The 15739-nt window shown below is 70.8% G+C and carries 12 protein-coding genes; 5 read left to right on the plus strand and 7 right to left on the minus strand.

What is annotated here, in order from left to right; genetic code table 11:
• Positions 1-15: 15 nt before the first annotated feature.
• On the plus strand, positions 16-1587 hold the full coding sequence (locus ACQCO7_RS18115; RefSeq protein ID WP_464072826.1) for a sodium:solute symporter family protein: 1572 nt from the start codon (positions 16-18) through the stop codon (positions 1585-1587).
• 211 nt (positions 1588-1798) lie between these two features.
• On the plus strand, positions 1799-2932 hold the full coding sequence (locus ACQCO7_RS18120; RefSeq protein WP_464072827.1) for an ADP-ribosylglycohydrolase family protein: 1134 nt from the start codon (positions 1799-1801) through the stop codon (positions 2930-2932).
• A 53-nt stretch (positions 2933-2985) separates the two neighbouring features.
• Here ACQCO7_RS18120 and ACQCO7_RS18125 read toward each other — a convergent pair whose 3' ends face one another.
• Entirely contained in the window at positions 2986-3564 is a 579-nt protein-coding gene (locus tag ACQCO7_RS18125) for a hypothetical protein (RefSeq protein WP_464072828.1), read from the minus strand.
• Between the two features lie 129 nt (positions 3565-3693).
• Complete coding sequence (locus ACQCO7_RS18130; protein ID WP_464072829.1) at positions 3694-6279, minus strand: bifunctional FO biosynthesis protein CofGH; 2586 nt, start codon at positions 6277-6279, stop codon at positions 3694-3696.
• A 213-nt stretch (positions 6280-6492) separates the two neighbouring features.
• Between ACQCO7_RS18130 and ACQCO7_RS18135 the strand changes: the two genes are divergently transcribed.
• Positions 6493-7188, plus strand: coding sequence for a hypothetical protein (locus ACQCO7_RS18135; RefSeq protein WP_464072830.1), 696 nt, complete (start codon positions 6493-6495; stop codon positions 7186-7188).
• Here ACQCO7_RS18135 and ACQCO7_RS18140 read toward each other — a convergent pair.
• Complete coding sequence (locus ACQCO7_RS18140) at positions 7171-8016, minus strand: LLM class F420-dependent oxidoreductase (protein ID WP_464072831.1); 846 nt, start codon at positions 8014-8016, stop codon at positions 7171-7173. The genes ACQCO7_RS18135 and ACQCO7_RS18140 overlap by 18 nt on opposite strands.
• A 234-nt stretch (positions 8017-8250) precedes the next feature.
• On the opposite strand from ACQCO7_RS18140, the gene ACQCO7_RS18145 reads away from it, so the two are divergent.
• Both ACQCO7_RS18145 and ACQCO7_RS18150 read left to right on the plus strand, forming a co-directional pair.
• The gene (locus tag ACQCO7_RS18145; RefSeq protein WP_464072832.1) at positions 8251-9768 is read left to right on the plus strand and encodes a CehA/McbA family metallohydrolase; all 1518 of its coding nucleotides are present in this window, start codon (positions 8251-8253) and stop codon (positions 9766-9768) included.
• Positions 9769-9942: 174 nt separating this feature from the next.
• Positions 9943-10338: a nitroreductase/quinone reductase family protein gene (locus tag ACQCO7_RS18150; RefSeq protein WP_464072833.1), complete on the plus strand. Its 396-nt coding sequence runs from the start codon at positions 9943-9945 to the stop codon at positions 10336-10338.
• A gap of 22 nt (positions 10339-10360) precedes the next feature.
• On the opposite strand, the gene ACQCO7_RS18155 is transcribed toward ACQCO7_RS18150, so the two are convergent.
• The 4 genes from ACQCO7_RS18155 to ACQCO7_RS18170 all read right to left on the minus strand — a co-directional run bounded on the left by ACQCO7_RS18155 (position 10361) and on the right by ACQCO7_RS18170 (position 15646).
• Complete coding sequence (locus ACQCO7_RS18155; RefSeq protein ID WP_464072834.1) at positions 10361-11152, minus strand: alpha/beta fold hydrolase; 792 nt, start codon at positions 11150-11152, stop codon at positions 10361-10363.
• 190 nt (positions 11153-11342) lie between these two features.
• Entirely contained in the window at positions 11343-12794 is a 1452-nt protein-coding gene (locus tag ACQCO7_RS18160) for an aldehyde dehydrogenase family protein (protein ID WP_464072835.1), read from the minus strand.
• Positions 12791-14521, minus strand: a complete 1731-nt coding sequence (locus ACQCO7_RS18165) for an N-acyl-D-amino-acid deacylase family protein (protein WP_464072836.1) — start codon at positions 14519-14521, stop codon at positions 12791-12793. Before ACQCO7_RS18165 ends, ACQCO7_RS18160 begins: the two co-directional genes overlap by 4 nt.
• Before the next feature lie 6 nt (positions 14522-14527).
• Positions 14528-15646, minus strand: a complete 1119-nt coding sequence (locus ACQCO7_RS18170; protein WP_464072837.1) for an LLM class flavin-dependent oxidoreductase — start codon at positions 15644-15646, stop codon at positions 14528-14530.
• Between the last annotated feature and the right edge of the window lie 93 nt (positions 15647-15739).

Consider the following 15739-nt stretch of genomic DNA (forward strand, 5'->3'; position numbering starts at 1 on the left):
CCTGGAAGGGGGCACATGAACGGTCTCGACTGGGCCGTGCTCATCGGCTACTTCGGCGTGATGGTCGCCATCGGCGTCTGGTCGCACAAACGGGTCGACGACGTCAGCGACTTCTTCACCGCGGGCGGCAAGATGCCGTGGTGGCTCTCCGGTATCTCCCACCACATGTCGGGCTACAGCGCGGTGATGTTCACCGGGTACGCCGGCATCGCCTACACCTACGGGGTGACCTCCTTCGTCACCTGGTCCTTCCCGATCGCGCTCGGCATCGCGATCGGCTCGAAGCTCTTCGCGCCGCGCATCAACCGGCTGCGTTCACGGCTCCATGTGGCCTCCCCGCTGGAGTACTTGAAGAACCGGTACGACCTGAAGACCCAGCAAGCACTCGCCTGGTCGGGGATGCTGCTGAAGATCGTGGACGTCGGCGCCAAGTGGGCGGCGATCGCGACCCTGCTGTCCGTGTTCACCGGCATCTCGCTGAACCAGGGCATCCTCATCACCGGCACCATCACGGCCGTGTACTGCACGATCGGCGGCCTGTGGGCCGACGCACTCACGGAGTTGGGCCAGTTCATCATCCAACTCCTCGCGGGCGTCGCGATGTTCATCGCCGTGATCGTCGAACTGGACGACAGGAACATCGGGTTCCTCGGCGCCTGGGACGAACCCGCGCTCCAGGGCCACGGCAAGCCGCTCGTCGGCCCGTACGGCACGGTGTTCCTGCTCGCGTTCCTGTTCATCAAGCTGTTCGAGTACAACGGCGGCATGCTCAACCAGGCGCAGCGGTACATGGCGACGCGGAACGCGAAGGAGGCCGAGCGCTCGGCGCGGCTGTCGGCGCTGCTGTGGCTGGTCTGGCCGGTCGTGCTGTTCTTCCCGATGTGGATGTCGCCGCTGCTGGTCGAGTCGAAGAAGCCGGACGGCTCCGACTCCTACGGCCTGATGACCGAACAGCTCCTGCCGCACGGCCTGTTGGGGCTCGTGATCGTCGGCTTCTTCTCCCACACGATGGCGATGTGCTCCTCCGACGCCAACGCGATCGCGGCCGTCTTCACCCGGGACTGCGCGCCGGTCATCTGGAAACGGGCCCGAACGTGGGACCGGGGACAGGGACTTCGGGTCGCGCGCATCACGACCGTCGTCTTCCTCGGCCTCTCGATGGCGGCGGCGACGCAGGTCAACTCCCCCGCTTTCAAGGACATCATCACCGTCGTCATCAAGTGGGTCGCCGGTCTGATGGGCCCGATGGCCATCCCGATGATGCTGGGCCTGCTGCGGCCGTTCCGCCGCTCCGGGCCGACGGCGGCGCTGACGAGCTGGTCGATGGGGCTGCTGGCGTTCTGGCTCGTCAACTACCCGATCAACTGGAACGTCGACGGCGGCGTACCTCTCCAGTATCAGGTGTCGATCCCCCTCGCGGTCTCCCTCGTCCTGTACATCGCGATCGGCTTCATCCGTCCCGAGGACACCCCCGGCCGGCTCGCGATCATCGAGAAGATCAACTCGGACGACGACGCGGCGGCCGTCGCGGTGAGCGCGGAACTGGACGACGGACGCGGCACCGTCGGGGTCACGAAGAGCGGCTGAGACCGGGGGAGGCTGCCACATGCTCCCCCGTCCGGCCACATTCCCGACAGCAACACCACCAACACACAGAAACGACCACTCCCCACCCCAAATCCCGTCCCCTGCGGCCACACTGGGCATACCGCCCGACCCCTGAACTCCCCGTCCCCGTTCGATTACAGTGGCGAATCGTGTCGCACGGACGACGGACGGTGGCCCGGGGAGGCAGGGTGTGAGTACGGCGGCCGGGCCCATCTGGGGCCGTACGGAACAGCAGGACTTCCGCAGCCGGGTGCGCGGCGCACTGCTCGGCGGCGCCCTCGGCGACGCGCTGGGCGCCCCGGTGGACCGGTCCTCCGCGCAGGACATACTTCAGGCGTACGGGGTGGAGGGCATCGTCGACCTGGTCCCCGCGTACGGCAGGCGCGGCGCGATCACCCACCTCACCCAGCTCACCCTGTTCACGGTCGACGGCCTGATCCGCGCCCAGGTACGCCGTGACACCGGCGCCTGGCATCCCCCCACGGACCTGCATCGCGCGTATCTGCGCTGGGCGGCCACGCAGCGGGACTGGGGTCCCGACCTACGCCGCAAGGACGACGGCTGGCTGGCCCGCGAGGAGTGGCTGTACGCCCGCCGCGACCCGACGCGCCCGCTGCTCCTCGGCCTCGGGGACGAGCGGATGGGCACCCTGGAGACGCCGAAGAACCCGGCGGCGGACGGCCCCGAGGCGCTCGGCCGCTCCGCGCCGTTCGGTCTGCTGGTCGGCTGGGAGCCGCAGCTGGTCGCGCAGCTCGCGGTGGAGTGCGCGGCGCAGACCCACGGCCACCCGGCGGCGTACCTCGCGTCGGGCGCGTACGCGGTCGTCGTGCACGCGCTGGCCAGGGGCGACAGCCTCGACAGCGCGGTGCAGCGGGCGCTGTCCCACCTGTCGGCGCGGCCCGGCCACGAGCCGGTGTCGGAGGCGCTGCAACGGGGGCTCGGCGCGGTCAGACAGGGCCTGCCGACGCCCGCGCGGGTCGAGGAACTCGCCGGCGGCGGCAGCGCGCCCGAGCTGTTGTCCGCCGCCGTGTACTGCGCGCTCGTCGCCGAGGACGTACGGCACGGCCTGCGCCTCGCCGTCAACCACGGCGCCCCCTCCGCCGCGACCGCCTCCGTCACGGGGTCCCTGCTCGGCGCGCTGCACGGGGAGACGGCCCTTCCCCCGGCGTGGCTCGCGGAGCTGGAGGGGCGGCCGACGCTGCTGGAACTCGCCGACGACTTCTCGATGGAGATGACGCAGGGGCCGGCGCTGCACAACCCGGCGGGGGCGGCGCCGGGGTGGCTGGCCCGGTACCCGAGAAGCAGCGGGGTAGAGCTGGGGTAGGGGGCCGGGAACCGCTGGAGCGGGAGCCGTACCCCTCAGGTACTACCCGGGTACTACTCGACGACCCTGACCCTGGTCTCCGTCGCCCCGAACGCCCACAGCGCCGTGCCGTCCTCCTTGTGGAGGCGGATGCCGCCGGTCTGCGTGCCGGCGGGGGCGGGCGGCGGGGAGGAGCCGTCGACGGCGTTGGAGAAGGCGATGTTGATGCCGGACTTCACCGTGAAGTAGACGACGTGCTCGACGGCGACCCCGTCGGAGCCGGTGGTCGCGGGCGTGCGCACGGAGATCGTGTACGTCCCCGGGGCGGGGTCGACCGTGCCGGGCCAGACGTCGAAGGTGCGGCGGGACTGGTCGTCGGCGTCGACCAGCCAGACCCGGTCCTCGGAGAGCGAGTAGACGATACGGCGGCCCGTGCCCGACTTGGCGGGTAGTCCCGGAGTACTAGGGGTGGACGCATCCGGAGCCGCCGACTGCCGGGGTGTGGCGGCCGGCTTCGGGCTGGCCGCGGCCGTCGGGTGAGGGTGCACGCCGTGGTCCGCTTCGAGCGCCAGGAAGCCCACGCCGACGATCGCCCCGGCCGTCAGACCGGTGACCCAGACCCACGAGGGAAGCCGCAGGGCAGGCACGGGCACGCAACTCCTCAGTCTCCGGCCCCCGCATGTCGGGGGTCGGATCATCCTACTGTGGAGCGCCTGTCCGCAGGTCCCGTACCGGTCCCCCTCAGGTACCGTTCCAAGATCGCAACCGGCGCTCCACCAGGGTCAGTCGAGGAGCGGCAGCAGCTCCGGGAGGTGCCCGTCGGACGCCTGTGCCGCCCGCTGCCGCTCGGCCGGCACCTCGCCGTACAGCGTCGTACGCGGCTTCGCCGGACGCCCCGCCGCCTCGGCGACGGCGATGAGGTCCCGGATCGACTTGTACGAGCCGTACGACGACCCGGCCATCCGCGAGATGGTCTCCTCCATCAGCGTGCCGCCGAGGTCGTTGGCCCCGGAGCGCAGCATCTCGGCGGCGCCCTCGGTGCCCAGCTTGACCCAGCTGGTCTGGATGTTGGGGATCCACGGGTGCAGCAGGAGCCGTGCCATCGCCGTCACCGCGCGGTTGTCCCGGATCGTCGGGCCGGGCCGCGAGATGCCCGCCAGGTACACGGGCGCGTTGGTGTGGATGAACGGCAGCGTCACGAACTCCGTGAATCCGCCGGTGCGTTGCTGGATCCCGGCGAGCGTGCGGAGGTGGCCGAGCCAGTGGCGCGGCTGGTCGACGTGGCCGTACATCATCGTCGAGGTCGTGCGGATGCCCAACTCGTGGGCGGTGGTGACGACTTCGATCCAGGTCGCGGCCGGCAGCTTGCCCTTGGTGAGGATCCAGCGGACCTCGTCGTCGAGGATCTCGGCGGCCGTGCCGGGGAGCGTGTCAAGTCCCGCCTCCCGCGCCCGAGTCAGCCACTCGCGGATCGAAAGTCCCGTGCGGGTCGCGCCGTTGACGACCTCCATCGGCGAGAAGGCGTGCACGTGCATGCCCGGGACGCGTTCCTTGACCGCCTTCGCGATGTCGAAGTACGCGGTGCCCGGCAGGTCGGGGTGGATGCCGCCCTGCATGCAGACCTCGACCGCCCCGACCTCCCATGCCTGTTGGGCGCGGTCGGCGACCTGGTCCAGGGAGAGGGTGTAGGCGTCGGCGTCCGTACGGCGCTGCGCGAACGCGCAGAAACGGCAGCCGGTGTAGCAGACGTTGGTGAAGTTGATGTTCCGCGTGACGATGTACGTGACGTCGTCGCCGACCGCCGACTTCCTTACGTCGTCGGCGATGTGGGTCAGCGCGTCCAGCGCCGGACCGTCCGCGTGGAAGAGCGCGAGCGCCTCCGCGTCGGTCAGCTTCGTCGGGTCGTCGGCCGCCGTCGCCAGGGCCTGGCGTACGTCGGTGTCGATGCGCTCGGGGACCATGCCGGGGGCGGCGGCCTCGCGCAGTTCGGTCCAGTCGCCGTACACCTCGTCGAAGTCGTCGCGGCGGTCGGACGTACGGCCCTCGGTGTCGATCGTGCGGTGCAGGTCGGTGCGGCCGGTGGCCTCGAAGACCTCCTCGGGCTCCTGCCAGGGGTGACCCTCGACGACGGCGTCCGGGATCGCGAGGCCGGTCTCCGGGTCGGCGAGCGCGCGGACGTGCGGGAGGAGGCGGGGGTCGAGCCAGGGTTCGCCGCGCGTCACGAACTCCGGGTAGACGCACAGGCGTTCGCGCAGGTCGAAGCCGGCCGCCTCGGAGCGCCGGGTGAGTTCCTCGATCTGCGGCCAGGGGCGCTCGGGGTTGACGTGGTCGATGGTGAGCGGGGAGACGCCGCCCCAGTCGTCGATGCCGGCGCCGATGAGGCGCTCGTACTCGCCGTCGACCAGGTTCGGCGGGGCCTGGATGTTCGCCGAGGGGCCGAGGATCAGGCGCGATACGGCGACCGCCGCGACCAGTTCGTCGAGTTCGGCGTCCGGCATGCCGCGCATCGCCGTGTCCGGCTTGGCGCGGAAGTTCTGGATGATCAGTTCCTGGATGCCGTGGTGCGCGCGGGAGACCTTGCGCAGCGCGAAGAGCGACTCGGCGCGCTCCTCGTACGTCTCGCCGATGCCGATCAGCAGACCCGAGGTGAAGGGGACCGAGGAGCGGCCCGCGTCCTCCAACACCCGTAGCCTGACGGCCGGTTCCTTGTCCGGGGAGCCGTAGTGGGGGCCGCCGGGCTCGGACCACAGGCGGGTGGCCGTCGTCTCCAGCATCATGCCCATGCTCGGCGCGACCGGCTTGAGGCGCTGGAGGTCGGTCCAGGACATCACCCCGGGGTTGAGGTGGGGGAGCAGGCCGGTCTCCTCCAGAATGCGGATGGAGATGGCTCTCACGTAGGCGATGGTGTCGTCGTACCCGTGCGCGTCGAGCCACTCGCGCGCCTCGGGCCAGCGGTCCTCCGGCTTGTCCCCCAGCGTGATGAGGGCTTCCTTGCACCCCAGGGAGGCACCCTTGCGCGCTACGTCGAGTACCTCGTCGGGGGACATGAACATGCCGTGGCCGGCACGGCGGAGCTTGCCCGGCACCGTGACGAAGGTGCAGTAGTGACACTTGTCGCGGCACAGGCGGGTCAGGGGGATGAAGACGCTCTTGGAGTACGTGATGACACCGGGCCGGCCGGCCGCCGCCAGGCCCGTGTCACGCACGCGCGCGGCGGTCGCCGTGAGGTCGTCGAGAGCCTCGCCGCGCGCCTGGAGCAGCACAGCCGTCTCGGACACGTCGAGGGCGACGCCGTCCCGGGCGCGTTTGAGGGCGCGACGCATGGAGTTCTCGGTGGGGCCGGTTCCCGAGGTCGCGGAAGTCGTCATCCTTTGAGCATACGTTCGAGGTCATAGAAGGTGCGGGGGCGCCAGGTGGGGGGTGCGGGGTGGGTACGGGGGTGGGGGTACGAGGCGGCTACGCGTGCGGGGAGGCGGGGTGGGGGTGCGCCTGTGGTCCTGTCCCTCTTGAGTACTAGTACCCAGGGGGTGTACGTGGTCGTACCGATGTCCGGGGTATCGGCTGCCGCCTACGGTCCTGGCATGCCTGTGGAGATCACGCCCGACGCCGAGACCGAGCCCGCCGCCGCTCCTGCCCGAGGCACCGCCGCTCGGGTGGGGCAGGCCGTGGGGATCGGCTGCGCCGCGCTCGTCGCCGTACCGCTGTTCCTCGGCCTCGCCCTGCTCGTCTGGCTCGCCCTGATCACCAAGGACGCGTCGGACTTCCCCCGGGTCGTGCCCCAGGAGATGGCGGACCGGGCGGTGGCGAACTCCCAGGAGGCTTACGGCGTGCTGGGGTTCACGCGCACGATCCCCTACGGCTCCGGGGATCCCGGGATCTCCGCCGAGAACACCCTGAGTGCCGACCTGTGCTACCGGGGCGGGCTGACGGACGAGACGGTCGACGGGGCCTACGCCATGCACCACAGCTGGGCGCTCGACCACGTCACCGCCGGGGAGGCGGTTCCCGCCCTGCGTCGGCTGCGCACGTATCTCAAGGACGACGGGTGGGACATCGCGTCCTACGAGGAGGGGGGTACCGGGGATACCTGGGGGCTACGCGCCTCGCGCCCGGACGGCGAGATGTTCTTCACCTGGTCCGCCGGGAGCGGGTACTTCCGGGGCGGCGCTTCCATGCCCTGCGCCGTGGACCCCGGCTGGCACATGCCGGACGGGTCACCCGGCGACGACGTGTCGCCGCCGGCCCTCACCCCGTCCCCGTCACACGTACGGCGCTAGCTCGTCCAGCACCCGCAGCACCTCGGCCTCCCCCGCCGGAGGCAACTGCACGACCGCCTCCTCGATCCCCAGCTCCTCGTAGTACTCAAGTTTTCCCCGGGTAGGCACTACGGCGTACGGCACCACATCGAGCTCGGACGGTTCCCGCCCGGCCTCCGCCCAGGCGGTCCGCAGGGCCGGCAGCGACTCGCCGAGCCCGCGTCCGCCGATCGGGAGCCAGCCGTCGGCGTACTCGCAGATGTGGGAGAACAGCTTGGGCCCGGCGCCACCGCCGATGAGGGTGCGCGGCCCGACAACCGGCCCGCGCGGCTTCCGCACCGGCTTGGGGTACGCGATGGACGGCCGTACGCTCCCGAACTCCCCTTCGTAGCCGGTCGGTTCACCGGACCACAGGGCCCGCATCAACGCCATCCGGTCCCGCACCAGCTCCCGCCGGGTCCGCCACTCGACGCCGTGGTCGGCGGCCTCCTCGACGTTCCACCCGTACCCGAGCCCCAGCGTGAGCCGCCCGCCGGACAGATGATCGACGGTGGCGACCTGCTTGGCGAGATCGATCGGATCGTGCTGCGCGACCAGCGTGATCCCGGTCCCCAGCCCCAGCCGCTCGGTCACCGCGGCGGCCTGCCCGAGCCCGACGAACGGGTCCAGCGTCCGCCCGTACTCCCTGGGTAGCCCCCCACCCGCGGGGTACGGCGTAACTCTCTCGACCGGAATGTGCGTGTGCTCCGGCAGATACAGCCCGGCGAACCCCCGCTCCTCCAACTCCCTCGCGAGACGCGTAGGGGTGATGGTCTCATCGGTGAGAAAAATCGTGACCGAGATACGCATACGACGGCCTTTCCGGATGTACGGCGGTACGACTACAGGCGCGGGTGCCGCCCTCATCTGTACCCGGAACAATCCGAACTGTCCATACCGACCGGTCGGAATTACACGACGCAGCCTCCGGCCCGACGCCCCCGCGAGCTTCAACCGACCGGAACCCACGCCCATTCGAACGACCTCACATCCCGATTCCCTTCAGGTCTCCCCGAGTTCACCCCCCTCCCCCACACTGACCCCATGTGCGACGACGCTCACGAGATCGGCAGACGTGCCCTGTTCGTGACGGGTGCGGCTGCGGCGATGACTGTCGGGGGCATGAGTTTCGCCTCCGCCGAGGGACGAGAGCAGGGGCGGGCGGCGAAGACCCTGCGGGGGACGTTGCCCAACGGGGCGCCGGACTTCGTGTATGTGCCGGTCGAAGTCCCGGCGGGGGTGAGCGAGTTGAGGGTGGCGTACACCTACGACCGCCCGGCCGTCCCGACCGGCACCGCCGGAAACGCCCTGGACATCGGCCTGTTCGACGAGCGCGGTACGGGGCTCGGCGGCCGGGGCTTCCGGGGCTGGTCCGGCGGGGCCCGTACGGAGTTCTTCGTGCGGGCGGACGACGCGACCCCCGGGTACGTCCCGGGACCGATCCGCGCGGGTACCTGGTACGTCGCGCTGGGCCCGTACACCGTGTCCCCCCAGGGGCTGACGTACGAGATCACCGTCACTCTCACGTACGGGTCACCGGGTCATACCCCCACCCCCGTCTACCCGCCGGAGCGCGCGCGGGGCCGGGGACGCGCCTGGTACCGGGGCGACTGCCACCTGCACTCCTGGTACTCCGACGGTCGCCGCACCCCCGCCGAGATCGCGGCGCTCGCGCGCACCGCCGGGCTGGACTTCATCAACACCTCCGAGCACAACACCCATGCGGGGCACGCCCATTGGGCCGACCAGGCCGGTGACGACCTGCTGATCCTGCTCGGCGAGGAGGTCACCACCCGCAACGGCCACGTCGTCGCGCTCGGCACCGACCCCGGCACGTTCGTCGACTGGCGCTACCGGGCCCGCGAGAACCGTTTCGCTCGGTTCGCCCGGCAGATCCGCCGCGCGGGCGGCCTCGTCGTCCCCGCGCACCCGCACGCCACCTGCATCGGCTGCGCCTGGAAGTTCGGGTTCGGCGAGGCGGACGCGGTGGAGGTGTGGAACGGCCCCTACACCCCGGACGACGAGATCGCGCTCGCCTCCTGGGACGCGACGCTGGTCGCCGCCGTACGGGAGGGCCGTGACTGGCTCCCGGCGATGGGCAACAGCGACGCGCACCGGGACCCGGACGTGGTGGGGCTGCCCCAGACCGTGGTCCTCGCGGACGACCTGACCCGGGCAGCGGTCCAGGACGGCATCCGCGCCGGGCGGTCGTACGTCGCGGAGTCCAAGGACGTCTCGCTCGCCCTCACCGCCACCGGCCCGCGCGGCGAACACGCCGGCATCGGGGAGCGGCTCGCGGTCGCCCCGGATACCCCTGTGGTCGTACACGTGGAGGTCTCAGGGGTGAGGGGCTGCACGGTCCGCCTCGTCACCGACCAGGGCGTCCTGTTCACCGGGGCGCCCGTGGGGGACTCCGGTTCGGGGGTCTTCGAGTGGCGGACGACACCGTCGTACGCGGCGTACGTACGGGCTGAGGTCCGGCACCCGGCGACGACACCGTCTCTCCCGGGACCGTTCGCGGCGCTGAGCAACCCGGTGTTCCTGGGGCGCGGGCGGGACTGACGGGGGGGGCGGGCCGAGGGCGACGCGCGGTGCGAAGACCTCGGGGGGACAATCGGTGGGGATACCTGAGGGGTACAGGACTACGCACGACCTGAGGGGTACGGGACTACAGGCGCCGCACCCCCGCCCCTCACCGTCCGCCCCGCCCACCGTCCCCGACCAGTCAGGCCCCCCATGCCCACCCTCGCCGACCGCCGCTTCCGGATCACCACCGCCGTCCAGCGCCGCCTCAACCCCCTCATGCGCAGACTCCCGCTCCAGCCCGTCCTGGAGACCACCGGTCGTACCTCGGGACTCCCCCGCCGCACCCCGCTCGGTGGCCGCCGGATCGGGGACGCCTTCTGGCTGGTGTCGGAGTTCGGCGACCGTTCGCAGTACGTCCGGAACATCAAGGCCGACCCGAGGGTCCGGGTCCGCATCAGGGGCCGCTGGCACACCGGTACGGCGCACATCCTGCGGGACGACGACCCGGTGACCCGTCTGCGCGGCCTGCCGAGACTGAACAGCACGGCGGTACGGGTACTGGGTACCGACCTGCTGACGGTACGGGTGGACCTGGATACGCATTGACCCCCGTCATACCCGTACCCCCTCAGCCCACCCTCCGGTACAAGTCCTCCACCAGCTCCACGACCGCCCCCGGCACCCGCAGCGTCGGAAAGTGGTCGCACCGGCTCTCCCGCACCAGCCGGCACCCGGGAATCCGCGAGGCGATGACCTCGTTGCGCTTGACGACGACCGGTTGGTCCAACTCCCCCAGCAGCAGCGAGCACGGTAGGGCCAGCTCCCCCAACCGCTCGTAGCAGGACGGGAGTTGCTCCTCGTGCGCGTACGAGGTGAACCACCCGCCCAACACCCCCCGCAGCAACCGCCGCGCCTCGCTGTCGGGCGGCGTCCCCGCCCCGCCCCACCACGACATCCCCAGATCGGCCAGCCCTTCGAGGTCACCGGCGAGCGCCAACGGCTCGACCTGCGCGGCGAGTTCGGGCGGATCGGGCTCGGGGTACCCGGGTACGCCGGGCACGAGCAGCCCCAGCGCGGCGATCTGCTCGGGATGGTCCAGCGTGTACGCGATGGCGGTGGACCCGCCCATGCTGCTGCCGATCAGTACGGCACGCTCCACGCCGAAGTGGCCGAGCACGAGCGCGAGATCGAGGTCCTGCCGGTACGAGGAGACCGGCGCCGGAGACCGTCCGTACCCTCGTACGTCGTACCGGATCACCCGGTGCCGCTCGGCCAGCGGGGCGAGCACGGGCTCCCAGATCTCGGAGGACCCGACGCCGGGGTGGAGCAGGACCAGGGGCGGCCCCTCGCCGTCGCCCCGCTCGTCGGCCCAGACCTCGCCGCCGTCGACGGCGATCATGACGCCCGCTACATCACCCATGCCCCGATACTGCCCCATACGGCGGCATCGCGCCCGACGGAAAACGGACAGTAACCGCTCTCAGGAACACACCACACCCCTGGTCACCGACCACGCCCCGCCCCGCCGCCTCCCACGTCTCAGCCTCGCCACCCACCTCGCCGCCGGCAGGCCACTCCCCCCTCATCGCCCCCCACCCCAGCGCCCCCCTTCACCCCGGCCACACGATCGCCTGCACCTCGCTGTACGCATGCAACGCGTACGACCCCACGTCCCGCCCCACCCCACTCCTCTTGAACCCCCCGAACGGCGCCTCCATGTTCCGCCCCACGGTGTTGACCCCCACGCCCCCGGCCCGCAGCCGCCGCGCGACGCGGAACGCGCGGGCGACGTCGCCGGACCAGACGTAGTCGATGAGCCCGTACTCGGAGTCGTTGGCGAGGGCGATCGCTTCCTCCTCGTCGTCGAAGGGAAGGACGGCGACGACAGGACCGAAGATCTCCTCACGGACGGCCCGCATGTCGTTGGTGCAGTCGGCGAGGACGGACGGCCCGAGGTAGAAGCCCCGCTCGGGAAGGTCAACAACCTTGCCCACCAGGGGCGTTGCCCCTTCCCGAACCGCCCACTCGACATGCGCCCGCACCCGCTCACGGTGAGCCGCACTGATCACCGGCCCCATGACGGTCCCGGCCTCCCGGGGATCCCCCAGCGTCAACCGCCCGGCATAGGCGACGAGTTGCTCAACCAGCCTGCCGTACACGCCCCGCTGGACCAGCACCCGCGTGGGCGCCGTACAGATCTGCCCGCTGTAGAAGGAGAACGTCGTCCCGATCCCCGCGACCGCGGAGCCCAGATCCGCGTCGTCGAAGACCAACGCCGCGCCCTTGCCGCCGAGTTCCATGAGCTGCCGCTTCATGCCGCGCCCGCACACCTCGGCGATCCGCACCCCGACGGCGGTGGACCCGGTGAAGCTGACCATGTCGACGTCGGGGGACGAGACGGTCGCCTCCCCGACCTCGGCCGCCTCTCCGGAGACCACATTCACGACACCGGGCGGCACCCCGGCGGCTTCCAGCACCTCCGCCATCCGGTACACCGACAGCGGATCCTGAGGCGCCGGTTTCACGACGACCGTGTTGCCCATGGCCAGCGCGGGCGCGATCTTCCCGGCGGGGTTGGCCCAGGGGTTGTTGTAGGAGGTGATGCAGGTGACGACCCCGACGGGTTGCCGTACCGCCAGCGCCCCCATCACGGCGGCCTTCCCCATCGGCCCGGCCTCGTTGATCTGCGGGGCGATGGCCCACTCGGCGGGTTCGACGCGGGCGTACCGTCTGAACCGGGCGGCGGCGACGCCGAGTTGCATGGAGCGGACGGTCGCGGTGGTCGCCCCGGTCTCGGCGCGGGCGAGACCGGTGAGTTCCGCGCGCCGGGCCAGGATCAGGTCGGCGGCGCGGGCCAGGACGGCGGCCCGTTCCTCGGGACGCGTCCGCGACCAGCTCTCGAACGCCGAACTGGCCGCCGCACAGGCGTCGTTGGCCTGCGCGGCGGACGCTTCGGGGGCCAGTCCGACGACGTCCTCGGTCGCGGGGTCGATCACCTCGTAGTGCCCGCCGTCCGGCTCGACCCATTCGCCGCCGACGAACAACCGCTGCCCGTCGGTCACTTGGTGCTCACCGTCCGGGTGTCGGTCCCGGAGCGCAGCACCTTTCCGGGTACGGCGCCGGTGACGACGTCGTCGCGGATGGCTTCAACCCCGTTGACCCATACGGCCTTTATGCCGAGGGCCTTGGAGTCGAGCCGTGGGCTGTCGCCCGGCAGATCGTGGACGAGGGTCGCCTTCCCGGCGTCGATGCGTTCGGGGTCGAAGAGGACGAGGTCCGCGTGGAACCCTTCCTCCACCCGCCCCCGTTGGCGCAGTCCGAAGAGTTGGGCGGGGTCGTCGGTGAGCATCTTCACCGCCTGCTCCAGCTCGACCAGTCTGCGTCCCCGCAGGCAGTCCCCGAGGAAGCGGGTCGTGTACGGCGCCCCGCACATCCGGTCGAGGTGCGCCCCGGCGTCGGAGCCGCCGAGGAGAACGTCCTCGTGCCGCCAGGTCTCGGCGCGCAGCGCCCAGGAGGCGGGGTCGTTGTCGCGCGGCATCGGCCAAAGCACCGTGCGCAGAAGGTCGTTGGAGCAGATCTCGACGAGGGTCGCGAAGGGGTCCTGGCCGCGCTCGGCGGCGATGTCGCGGACGACGCGCCCGGTGAGGCCCTCGTTCTCGGGGCTGTAGGTGTCGCCGATGACGTACCGCCCGAAGTCGGCGAGCCTGCGGAAGACGCCCGCCTCCTTCGACTGGGCGCGCCGCAGCATCTCGGTGCGTACGTCGGGGTCGGCGAGTTTCTCGATGCGTTCGGGGACGGGCAGCCCGAGGACCGGGCCCCAGCCGGGGATGAGGTTGAGCGCGCAGAACGTGCCGAGCGACATGTTCATCGGCGTGAGGATCGGCATGGTCAGCGCCACGACACGGCCACCGGCCTTGCGGGCGCGCTCACTTGCGTGCAGTTGCCGGGGTACGCGCTCGGGGACCCCGGCGTCGACGGTGAGGACGTTCCAGTTCAGGGGGCGTCCGGCGGCGGCGGACATGTCGACGAGGAGGTCGATCTCGGCGTCGCTGAACTGGTCGAGGCAGCCGGCGACGATGGCCTCGATCTGGGTGCCCTCGTGTTCGCCGACCGCCTTGGACATGGCGATGAGTTCGGCGGGCAACGCGTGCCGGGAGGCGACCGGCCGGCCGTCGCCGTCGGAGTGGGTGGTGGACTGGGTGGTCGAGAAGCCCCAGGCCCCGGCGTCCATCGCGTCGTGCAACAGCAGGACGATCTCGGCGAGTTGAGCCGGGGACGGCTGTCCGCCCACCGCGTCGGCGCCCATCACGTGCCGTCGCAGCGCGCAATGCCCCACCATGAAACCGGCGTTGACGGCGATCCGCCCCTCCAGGGCGTCGAGGTACTCCCCGAAGGAGTGCCAGCTCCAGGGCGCGCCCTCCTCCAGCGCGACCAGCGACATGCCCTCGACCTTGGACATCATCCGCCGCGTGTAGTCGGCGTCCTGTGGCCGCGTGGGGTTGAGGGGGGCGAGGGTGAAGCCGCAGTTCCCGGCGGCGACGGTGGTGACGCCGTGGTTGAGGGAGGGGGTGGCGTAGGGGTCCCAGAAGAGCTGGGCGTCGTAGTGGGTGTGCGGGTCGACGAAGCCGGGGCACAGGACGAGGCCGGTGGCGTCCTCAACTGTCCTTGATTCCTGGGCGACTTCACCGACGACGGCGATACGGCCGTCCCGGATACCGACGTCGGCGACGCGCGCGGGCCCGCCGGAGCCGTCAACCACCGTGGCCCGCTTGAGGACATGATCGAGCATCAGCGGTCACGCTCCCTGACGGAACCGCGTCGTCCGGTGCACGGGGTCCGTGTCGATCTTCGGGATGACGTGCTCGCCGATCAACTGGATGGTCTGGAGGGTCTGTTCCTTCGGCACGCCCACCGGCAGTCCGAAGCTCAGCTGGTCGGCGCCGGCCTGTTCCCAGCGCTTGCACTGCCGCAGCACCTCGTCCGGGTCGCCGCAGATCAACAGCTCTTCCTCGATGAGGAGTTCGACGAACTCGGGGGTGTACTCGGGCAGTGTCTCGGGCCAGACCGGGAAGCCCTCGGGGCGCGGGAAGGTGTCGTGGTAGCGGAAGACGAGCGAGGGCAGGTAGTGCAGCCCGCCGCTCACCGCGACCTGGATCGCCTCGTCGTGGGTGGGCGCGCAGATCGCCGTGGTCGTCACCATCACGTTGTCGTTGACGAAGTCCCCGACCGGTTCGGCGTTCACGATCTCCGTCTTGTACTGCTCCAGCACCCACTCCATGTCGGAGACCTTCTGGATGCTGAACCCGATGACGCCCAGGCCCTTTCGGGCCGCCATCGCGTACGACGGGGGCGAGCCGGCCGCGTACCACATCGCCGGGTGGGACTTGCCGTACGGCTTCGGCAGCACCTTCCTCGGCGGCAACTGCCAGTGTTTGCCCTGGAATCCGACGTATTCCTCCTGGAGCCACATCTTCGGGAACTCCGCGATGGTCTCCTCCCACAGCTCCTTCGTGTGGTTCATGTCGGTGATGCCCGGCATGAACCCGAGGATCTCGTGGGACCCGGCGCCGCGTCCGCTGCCGAACTCGAAGCGGTTGCCGGTGAGATGGTCGAGCATGGCGACCTTCTCGGCGACTTTCACCGGGTGGTTGACCGGCGCGAGGGGGTTGAAGATGCCAGAGCCGAGGTGGATGCGCTCGGTGGCGTGCGCGAGGTAGCCGAGGAACACCTCGTTGGCCGACAGGTGCGAGTACTCGTCGAGGAAGTGGTGCTCCGACGCCCAGGCGTACTTGAACCCCGACCGGTCCGCCTCGATGACGTACTCGGTCTCCTCCATCAGCGCCTTGTGCTCCGCGAGCGGGTCGACCTCGCCCCGCTTGCCGACGTATCCCTGTACAAAGAGCCCGAATTCCAAGGAGGTTCACCGCCCCAAGACTGTTTCTGACGGACCGTCAGCCAACGAACTGCCGCCGACTCTGGCACCACCCCCCGTAAGCGTCAATACCTG

It is taken from the genome of Streptomyces saintjeani (assembly GCF_055409605.1).